At 61.0% G+C, this 7,695-nt stretch carries 11 protein-coding genes; all 11 read left to right on the plus strand.

Annotation, left to right across the window (positions count from 1 at the left end):
- Window positions 1–10: 10 nt before the first annotated feature.
- A complete protein-coding gene (gene lptC / locus RRB22_08910; protein MDT8384522.1) occupies window positions 11–568 on the plus strand; it encodes an LPS export ABC transporter periplasmic protein LptC in 558 nt (185 codons plus the stop codon).
- Window positions 558–1,190 (plus strand): lipopolysaccharide transport periplasmic protein LptA, encoded by a 633-nt coding sequence (gene lptA / locus RRB22_08915; protein ID MDT8384523.1) that lies wholly within the window; start codon window positions 558–560, stop codon window positions 1,188–1,190. The genes lptC and lptA overlap by 11 nt, the downstream gene beginning before the upstream one ends.
- Complete coding sequence (gene lptB / locus RRB22_08920; GenBank protein ID MDT8384524.1) at window positions 1,187–1,912, plus strand: LPS export ABC transporter ATP-binding protein; 726 nt, start codon at window positions 1,187–1,189, stop codon at window positions 1,910–1,912. Before lptA ends, lptB begins: the two co-directional genes overlap by 4 nt.
- A gap of 162 nt (window positions 1,913–2,074) precedes the next feature.
- A complete protein-coding gene (locus RRB22_08925; GenBank protein ID MDT8384525.1) occupies window positions 2,075–3,589 on the plus strand; it encodes an RNA polymerase factor sigma-54 in 1,515 nt (504 codons plus the stop codon).
- A 66-nt stretch (window positions 3,590–3,655) separates the two neighbouring features.
- Window positions 3,656–4,000 (plus strand): ribosome-associated translation inhibitor RaiA, encoded by a 345-nt coding sequence (gene raiA, locus RRB22_08930; protein MDT8384526.1) that lies wholly within the window; start codon window positions 3,656–3,658, stop codon window positions 3,998–4,000.
- 284 nt (window positions 4,001–4,284) lie between these two features.
- Window positions 4,285–4,749 carry a PTS sugar transporter subunit IIA gene (locus RRB22_08935; protein ID MDT8384527.1) on the plus strand — a complete coding sequence of 155 codons (465 nt, stop codon included), beginning with the start codon at window positions 4,285–4,287 and terminating at the stop codon, window positions 4,747–4,749.
- A gap of 91 nt (window positions 4,750–4,840) precedes the next feature.
- Window positions 4,841–5,830: an HPr(Ser) kinase/phosphatase gene (gene hprK, locus RRB22_08940; protein ID MDT8384528.1), complete on the plus strand. Its 990-nt coding sequence runs from the start codon at window positions 4,841–4,843 to the stop codon at window positions 5,828–5,830.
- Window positions 5,831–5,839: 9 nt separating this feature from the next.
- The gene (rapZ, locus tag RRB22_08945) at window positions 5,840–6,697 is read left to right on the plus strand and encodes an RNase adapter RapZ (protein MDT8384529.1); all 858 of its coding nucleotides are present in this window, start codon (window positions 5,840–5,842) and stop codon (window positions 6,695–6,697) included.
- Window positions 6,698–6,731: 34 nt separating this feature from the next.
- On the plus strand, window positions 6,732–7,133 hold the full coding sequence (locus tag RRB22_08950; protein ID MDT8384530.1) for a PTS sugar transporter subunit IIA: 402 nt from the start codon (window positions 6,732–6,734) through the stop codon (window positions 7,131–7,133).
- 19 nt (window positions 7,134–7,152) lie between these two features.
- The gene (locus tag RRB22_08955) at window positions 7,153–7,422 is read left to right on the plus strand and encodes an HPr family phosphocarrier protein (GenBank protein ID MDT8384531.1); all 270 of its coding nucleotides are present in this window, start codon (window positions 7,153–7,155) and stop codon (window positions 7,420–7,422) included.
- Window positions 7,423–7,510: 88 nt separating this feature from the next.
- On the plus strand, window positions 7,511–7,695 hold a 185-nt coding region (locus RRB22_08960; protein MDT8384532.1), incomplete at its 3' end, for a magnesium transporter.

Genomic DNA, 7,695 nt, shown 5'->3' on the forward strand with positions numbered 1-7,695 from the left:
GACCCATCGCATGAGAAGATTACTCGCCCCCCTACTGGTTGCCGTGATCGCCGGCCTCAGTGTCTGGCTGTATGAGGGCCAACCCCCCAAGGGGCCGGCCGTCACCGCCGGCAGCCAGACGGCGCCGGACGCCTACATGGAAGGCTTCACCACCCGGGTACTGGATGCACAGGGCCAGCTGCTCTATCAACTACAGGCCACGTATATGGCACACTATGCCGATGAACGCCGCAGCGAACTCCGCCAGCCGCAATTCATCGCCTACCGACCCGATGGCCAGCGCTGGACGGTGGTGGCGGACAGCGGCCAGGCACGCGATAGCAACCGGCAGATCATGCTCAACGGCAGGGTGACGCTACAACGCCAGGCCAGCGATGCGGCGCCGGTCAATCTCGAGATCCGCACCCGCGATGTCACCATCGTGCCGGCGGACGACTATGCCGAAACCGACCAACACACCACCATTATTCGCGCTGACGCCACCCTGGAGACGACCGGCCTGCAGGTCCACTTCCGGGAGGGTCGGCTTCAGCTGCTGTCACAGGTAAAGGGAATCTATGCGCCATAACCACACCCAGGCCCAGGGGCCGCTGTCTGCCCGCCGCATCGCCGCGGCACTGCTGTTGCTCATCCTCTGCCCGCTGGCCTCTGCCAGCCCCGAGGACACCCAGCAGCCCATTCACATCGAGGCCGATCGGGCGGAGATCAATGAGGCCGAGGGCGTGATGACCTATACCGGCCACGTGGTGCTGCGCCAGGGAGGCATCGAGCTGCGCGCCGATACTGTGGTGGTGTATGCCAGGGAGGACGTGCTGCAACGCATTACCGCCGAGGGCGCGCCCGTCCACTATCGGCAGGAGCGCGCCGACCAGAAGGAGATCCGGGGCGTCAGCCAGCGCATGGAATACAACGCCGAGAACAAGCGCCTGCTGCTGCTGGGCGAGGCGGAATTCTGGCAGGGCGGGAACCGCTTCAGCGGCAATCGCATCCAGTACGATCAGGTGTCCGAGCGGGTGATCGCCAGCGCCGGTGAGAATGGCGTCGGCCCGGACGAGGCATCGCCCCGGGTGACGGTCACCCTGCAACCCCGGGAAAAGGCCCCCGCTCAGCAGGACGGTCAACCGGACACTCAGCCGGATGCGCAACAGACTGCGCCGCAGAATGGCCAACGGGAGCCCGCCCCCCGATGAGCAGTCTGGTGGTCAGGGATCTCGCCAAGCAGTACCAGTCACGGCAGGTGGTCAAACAGGTCTCGCTGACGGTGGACAGCGGTCAGGTGGTCGGCCTGCTGGGCCCCAACGGGGCCGGCAAGACCACCAGCTTTTATATGATCGTGGGCCTGATCCCCTGCGACCACGGCACCATCCAGCTCAACGGCCAGGACATCACCCATCACCCGCTGCACGCCCGGGCCCAGCTCGGCATCGGCTACCTGCCGCAGGAGGCCTCGGTGTTTCGCAAGCTGAGCGTGGCCGACAACCTGCTGGCGATCCTGCAGGTCCGCAGCGATCTCAGCCCCCAGCAACAGCAGCAGAAACTGGACGAGCTGCTGGATGAACTGCACATCAGCCACATCCGGGACACCCTGGGCATGAGCCTCTCCGGCGGCGAGCGGCGGCGGGTGGAGATCGCCCGGGCACTGGCCACCGAACCGAAATTTATTTTGCTGGACGAGCCCTTTGCCGGCGTCGACCCCATCTCGGTGCTGGATATACAGCGCATAATCAAGCATTTAACCGAGCGCAACATCGGCGTGCTGATCACCGATCACAATGTGCGTGAAACCCTCGGCATCTGCCACTGCGCCTACATCATGAATGCCGGCGAGGTCATCGCACAGGGCAGCCCGGAAATGGTGCTTAAAGATTCTCACGTACGGGACGTTTATCTAGGTCAGGACTTCAGGCTCTAGGGGGCTGTCGGATTGAGGCTTCATTAATGGCCGCATGACGGGCAAAATAAATGTCCCCCAAACCTTCATCACCGTCGGGTTTGGAGTAGACTTAAACCATACACCGGTCGAAACTGACATTCACAAAAGACGTGCCAGACAAGTATTTCCGAAACGGGTTCAATGAAGCAAACACTCCAGCTTAAACTCGGTCAGCACCTGACCATGACGCCTCAGCTGCAACAGGCGATACGCCTGCTACAGCTCTCTACCCTGGAACTGCAGGCCGAGATCCAGGAGGCGCTCGACTCCAATCCCATGCTGGAGATCACCGAGGAGGGCGGCCACGAGTCCGCGGCCAATGATGGTGAGCGCAGCGCCGACGTCAACAACTCCAACGAGACCGCGCTTGCCGCCCATGAGGCGGACAATGAAACCCACGCGTCCATCGACACCAGCGATCGCGCGGTCGACAAGCAGGAACAGGAAATCCCCAATGACCTGCCTACCGACAGCGACTGGGAAGACACCTACGACTCCTATGCCGAGTCCTATAGCAGTGGCAACAACAGCGGCGGTGATATCCCGGACTTTGAACAGGCCGACAACAGCAGCCAGAGCCTGCAGGACCACCTGCTATGGCAGCTGAATCTGTCCACCTGCAGCGATACCGACCTGGCCATCGCCACCACCATCATCGACGCCATCGGTGATGACGGCTATCTCGGCGCCTCGCTGGAAGAGATCCACCAGTCGCTGGCGCAAGACAATGACATCGAGCTGGACGAGGTCGAGGCCGTGCTGCGTCGGGTGCAGGATTTTGACCCCCCCGGGATCGCCGCCCGTGACCTGCGCGAATGCATGTTGATCCAGCTCAGCTATTTCGATCCAGAGACCCCCTGGCTGGCCGAGGCCCGGGTGCTCATCGGCGAGCATTTCGAGGCCCTGGCGAAACGCGAATATCCGCTGATCATGCGCCGCATGAGGCTGTCCGAGCCCGACATGCAGGTCGTGATCCAGCTGGTGCAGAGTCTCAACCCCCGTCCCGGCGCGCACATCACCGAGGCCCAGGCCGAATACATTGTGCCGGACGTGTTTGTCAAAAAGGTCAACGATCAATGGCGCGTCGAACTCAACCCCGACATTACCCCCAAGATCGGTATCAACAGCCTGTATGCCAAGCTGGCGCATCGCAATACCAGCAAGGATGCCGCCTTCCTAAAAAATAATCTGCAGGAGGCCCGCTGGTTCATTAAAAGCCTGATGAGCCGTAACGACACCCTGCTCAAGGTCGCCACCACCATTGTCGATCGGCAACGGGGCTTTTTTGAGTACGGCGCCGAGGCCATGAAGCCGATGGTCATGCACGACATCGCGGAGATCGTCGAGATGCACGAGTCCACCATCTCCCGGGTCACCACCAAAAAATACATGCATACCCCACGTGGCATTTTTGAACTGAAGTATTTTTTCTCCAGCCACGTGACTACCGCTTCCGGCGGCGAATGTTCGGCAACGGCCATTCGCGCCATTTTGAAGAAATTGATTGCCGCGGAAAAACCCAACAAGCCGCTAAGCGATAACAAGCTTGCGTCCCTGTTGAGTGACCAGGGCATCAATGTGGCACGCCGCACGGTGGCAAAATACCGTGAGGCCATGTCCATCGCACCATCCAATGAACGCAAGCGGCTTGGCTAACGGCCAGCAACCGGCCATAGACAGCCCCTCGCGTCCATTGCATGGATCTAACCAAAGGAGTCAATTATGCAAATCAGCGTTTCCGGCCAACATCTCGATATAACCGACTCACTCCGCGAGTATGTGGTTACCAAATTCGCCAAGCTCGAACGTCACTTCGACAAGGTGACGAATATTCACGCCATCCTCAGCGTGGAAAAGCTGCGCCAGAAGGCCGAGGCCACCGTGCACATCAATGGCGCCGATCTTTTTGCTGACGCCGAAGATGAAAACATGTACGCGGCGATCGATGCATTAACCGACAAGCTCGACCGCCAGATCAAAAAGCACAAGGAAAAACGCAGTGACCACCATCGTGGCACCAGTTCGACCCTGCAGGCCTCGGTAGAGGCCGTGCCGACCGAGGAGTAACATCAAATAGCTGCGGGGGCGGCAATGCTCCCGCAGCGTTATCCTGAATATCCTTTCATGGTTAACCTGTACCGATTACCTGCAATGTTTCCCTGATGATTATTGGCCTGATGAATAAACGCAACGCATAAACCTGGCGCCCTGTTTTCGGCCTCTATTTTTGACCTATGTTTTTGGCTTATATTTTCGAGCAACAACAGGCATCCCTATTTTCATCAAGACATTCAGCGCACAAACCATGACACGTCCCATAATCGCTTCATAAAAATATCCCTGACACCATCATGCAACTCTCCGACATCATTACCCCCAACCGTATCGCCACCCAGGTGCAGGTTTCCAGCAAGAAGCGGGCCTTTGAGGTCCTGAGCGAGCTGTTCGCCACCCAGTCGCCCATCAGCCTCGATGTGCAGCCTGTGTTTGAAAGCCTGATCGCGCGCGAACGGCTGGGCACCACGGCGATTGATCACGGCGTGGCGATCCCGCACGGTCGCATCAAGAACACCTCTGCCACCATCGGCGCCTTTTTACAGCTCAGCGACGGCATCGACTGCGACGCCCTGGATCGCCAGCCGGTCACCCTGATCTTCGCCCTGCTGGTGCCGGAAGAATCCACCGAGGAACACCTGCAGCTGCTGGCCCGGCTGGCAAAGATGTTCAGCGACGCCGAGTTGCGCGAACGACTGCGCGCCGCCACCGATAATCACGCGCTGTATGAGCTGCTGATCAACTGGGATCAGGGTCACTAGTTGCCTACCTGTCGACGCCGGCAGGTGGAACCGGCAGTGGGACCAAACAGCTCTAACGGTTGTTAACCCAGGTCTGATAAGCTCGCCGATTATGGAAGGCACCGTTACCGTCAGCACCCTGTTCCAGCGCTATGGGCAGCGCCTGGGCCTGCACTGGGTCACCGGCCAGGCCGGTAGTGCGCGCGCCGTGGGCCACTCCGAGGCCACCCCGGGCACCTCGCTGATCGGCCACCTCAATATCATCCATCCCAACCGGCTGCAGATACTGGGCCAGCTGGAACTCGACCACCTCGATTCACTCTCCCCGGCGCTACGCCAGGATGCCATCCAGCAGCTGTGTGATGCGCAACCGGCAGGCATCATCCTCGCCGAACAGCTTGAGCCACCCGCCGATCTGCTGCGGGCCTGCGAGCAACAGCAGATTCCGCTGTTGGGCTCCAGCCTGCGCAGCGCCAAGCTCATCAACTGTCTCGACCATTATCTGGGGGGTGAGCTGGCGGAAAAGGCCGTGGTGCACGGCGTCTTCCTGGAGGTGCACGGCATGGGCGTGTTGCTCACCGGCGAAAGCGGGGTGGGCAAGAGCGAGCTGGCGCTGGAGCTGTTGACCCGCGGCCATCGCCTGATCGCCGATGACGCGCCGGAGTTTTCCCGCGTCGGGCCCGACATCGTGCGCGGTCGTTGTCCCGAGGCCCTGCGGGATTTTCTGGAGGTGCGCGGGCTGGGTGTCCTCAACGTGCGCGCCATGTACGGCGATAGCGCCATCAAGCTCAGCAAGGACCTGCGCCTGGTCATCCATCTGCAGCGCCTCGCCAGCCATGACCTGTTGCAGCTCGACCGGCTGCGGGGCATCCATCGCACCCACACCATACTGGAGATCGAGATGCCCGAGGTGACCCTGCCGGTCGCCCCCGGCCGCAATCTCGCGGTGCTGGTGGAGGCGGCGGTGAGAAATTACATTTTGCTGCGCAAGGGCTACAATGCGCCCGAGGCCTTTATCCAGCGTCAGCGAGAAATGATTCAGCAGCAGACCGCCACGGCACCCGCGTCCGATCCACCCACAGCATCCAGCCCTGATCAATAAACACTGCCCATGAAACTAGTCGTCATTAGCGGGGTCTCCGGCTCCGGTAAATCAACCGCCCTGCATGTCCTGGAAGATCAGGATTATTATTGCATCGACAACCTGCCGGTCGGCCTGCTGCCGGACTTCTCCGACAAGATGCGCGCCTTTCCCGGCCAGCTCGGCAATCTCGCCGCGGTCGGCATCGATGCCCGCAATCCGGCCCTGGACCTCAGCCGGTTTCCGGAGATTATCGACAGCCTCAAACAGGCCGGCGTCGACGTCGAGGTCATCTATCTCGACGCCGACGACGATATCCTGCTCAAGCGCTTCAGCGAGACCCGCCGCAAGCATCCGCTCAGCAGTGAAAAGACCCCCCTCTACGAGGCCATTCACCATGAGCGGCGCCTGCTGCAGCCCATCATCGATCGCGCCGACCTGTTCCTGGACACCACGCACCGCAATGTCCACCAGCTGCGGGATCTGATCAGCGAACGCATTCGGGGCAAGCGGGGCGGCAGCCTGTCCATCCTGTTCGAGTCCTTCGGTTTCAAACACGGTATCGCCACCGATGCGGATTTTGTGTTTGATGCCCGCTGCCTGCCCAATCCCCACTGGGAAACCCAGCTACGGGCACTGACCGGGCGTGACCGGGCGGTTGCCGAATTTCTGGAAGGCCAGCCTCTGGTCAACGAGTATTTCGAGCAGATCAGCGCCATGCTGGCCAGCTGGATACCCGCCTTTGAGGCGGACAATCGCAGTTATCTGACCATCGCCATCGGCTGCACCGGCGGCCAGCACCGCTCGGTGTACCTGATCGAACGGCTGGGCCAGTACTTTCGTGACCAGCGTGATCACGTCATTATTCGTCACCGTGATCTACCCTGAATAGACACCGACCCTTGCATCGACGATTAACGCAATGACTATTGGCGTACTACTCATCAACCACCAGCCCCTCGGTCAGGCCATGCTCGATGTCAGCATGAAGACCCTGGGGGTCTGCCCGCTGGCCGTGCAGGTGCTGGACGTGCCGCTGGATGCCGACCCCGATCAGCTGGCCAGCGAGGCGCAGCGGATGGTAGCGGCGCTGGACAGCGGCGATGGGGTGTTAATCCTCACTGACCTGTGTGGCTCCACGCCGGCCAACATCGCCTGCCGCCTCAGCGGCCGGCAGCGGGTGATGGTGGTCGCCGGGCTCAATCTGCCGATGCTGATGCGGGTCTTTAATTATCCCGAGCTGCGGCTGATCGATATCGTCGAGCGCGCACTGGACGGTGGCCGCCAGGGGGTGATGCTCATGCCCGGCTGTCAGGAACATTAACCCCCCTCTGGTATTCCCTATGATTCGCCGCACCGTCACCATCATCAACAAGCTGGGGCTGCACGCCCGCGCCGCGGCCAGGTTTGTCCGCCTGGCCTCGCAGTTTTCCAGCGACATCAAGCTCGCCAGGACCGCCACCGAGATCAACGGTAAAAGCATTCTCGGCGTGATGATGCTGGCGGCCGCCAAAGGTACCGAGCTGGAGATCATCGTCGACGGCCGCGACGAGGCCGAGGCAATGGCGGCGCTGGTGGCCCTCATCGATAACAGATTCGACGAGGGCGAATAGGCGCCGCCAGTCACGCACCGCACGTGCGAATTCATGAACAACGCCTCGGGTTAGGGTAGAATGCCAGCCACTTCAGCGGTGGATTGCCATGACCGAGACCTCAAACGACAACGACCATCGCAGTGAGCACCTGCACTCTCTCATCCAGCTGCTGAATGAGGGCACCATCGCGCGCGTCGAACGCGAGCTGCACGAACTCCACCCCGCCGAGATTGCCCACCTGCTGGAGGCCCTGCCCCACGAGCAACGCGATGCCGTGTGGGAGCTGGTCAG

The sequence above is a fragment of the Gammaproteobacteria bacterium genome (assembly GCA_032250735.1).
Taxonomy (GTDB): Bacteria; Pseudomonadota; Gammaproteobacteria; order SZUA-152; family SZUA-152; genus SZUA-152.

Excerpts from the sequence above, each read along its gene's own strand:
- rapZ (MDT8384529.1), top strand. The coding sequence starts at position 5,840 with ATGAAACTAGTCGTCATTAGCGGGGTCTCCGGCTCCGGTAAATCAACC.
- raiA (MDT8384526.1), top strand. The coding sequence starts at position 3,656 with ATGCAAATCAGCGTTTCCGGCCAACATCTCGATATAACCGACTCACTC.
- RRB22_08955 (MDT8384531.1), top strand. The coding sequence starts at position 7,153 with ATGATTCGCCGCACCGTCACCATCATCAACAAGCTGGGGCTGCACGCC.
- hprK (MDT8384528.1), top strand. The coding sequence starts at position 4,841 with ATGGAAGGCACCGTTACCGTCAGCACCCTGTTCCAGCGCTATGGGCAG.
- RRB22_08925 (MDT8384525.1), top strand. The coding sequence starts at position 2,075 with ATGAAGCAAACACTCCAGCTTAAACTCGGTCAGCACCTGACCATGACG.
- RRB22_08950 (MDT8384530.1), top strand. The coding sequence starts at position 6,732 with ATGACTATTGGCGTACTACTCATCAACCACCAGCCCCTCGGTCAGGCC.
- lptB (MDT8384524.1), top strand. The coding sequence starts at position 1,187 with ATGAGCAGTCTGGTGGTCAGGGATCTCGCCAAGCAGTACCAGTCACGG.
- lptA (MDT8384523.1), top strand. The coding sequence starts at position 558 with ATGCGCCATAACCACACCCAGGCCCAGGGGCCGCTGTCTGCCCGCCGC.
- lptC (MDT8384522.1), top strand. The coding sequence starts at position 11 with ATGAGAAGATTACTCGCCCCCCTACTGGTTGCCGTGATCGCCGGCCTC.
- RRB22_08935 (MDT8384527.1), top strand. The coding sequence starts at position 4,285 with ATGCAACTCTCCGACATCATTACCCCCAACCGTATCGCCACCCAGGTG.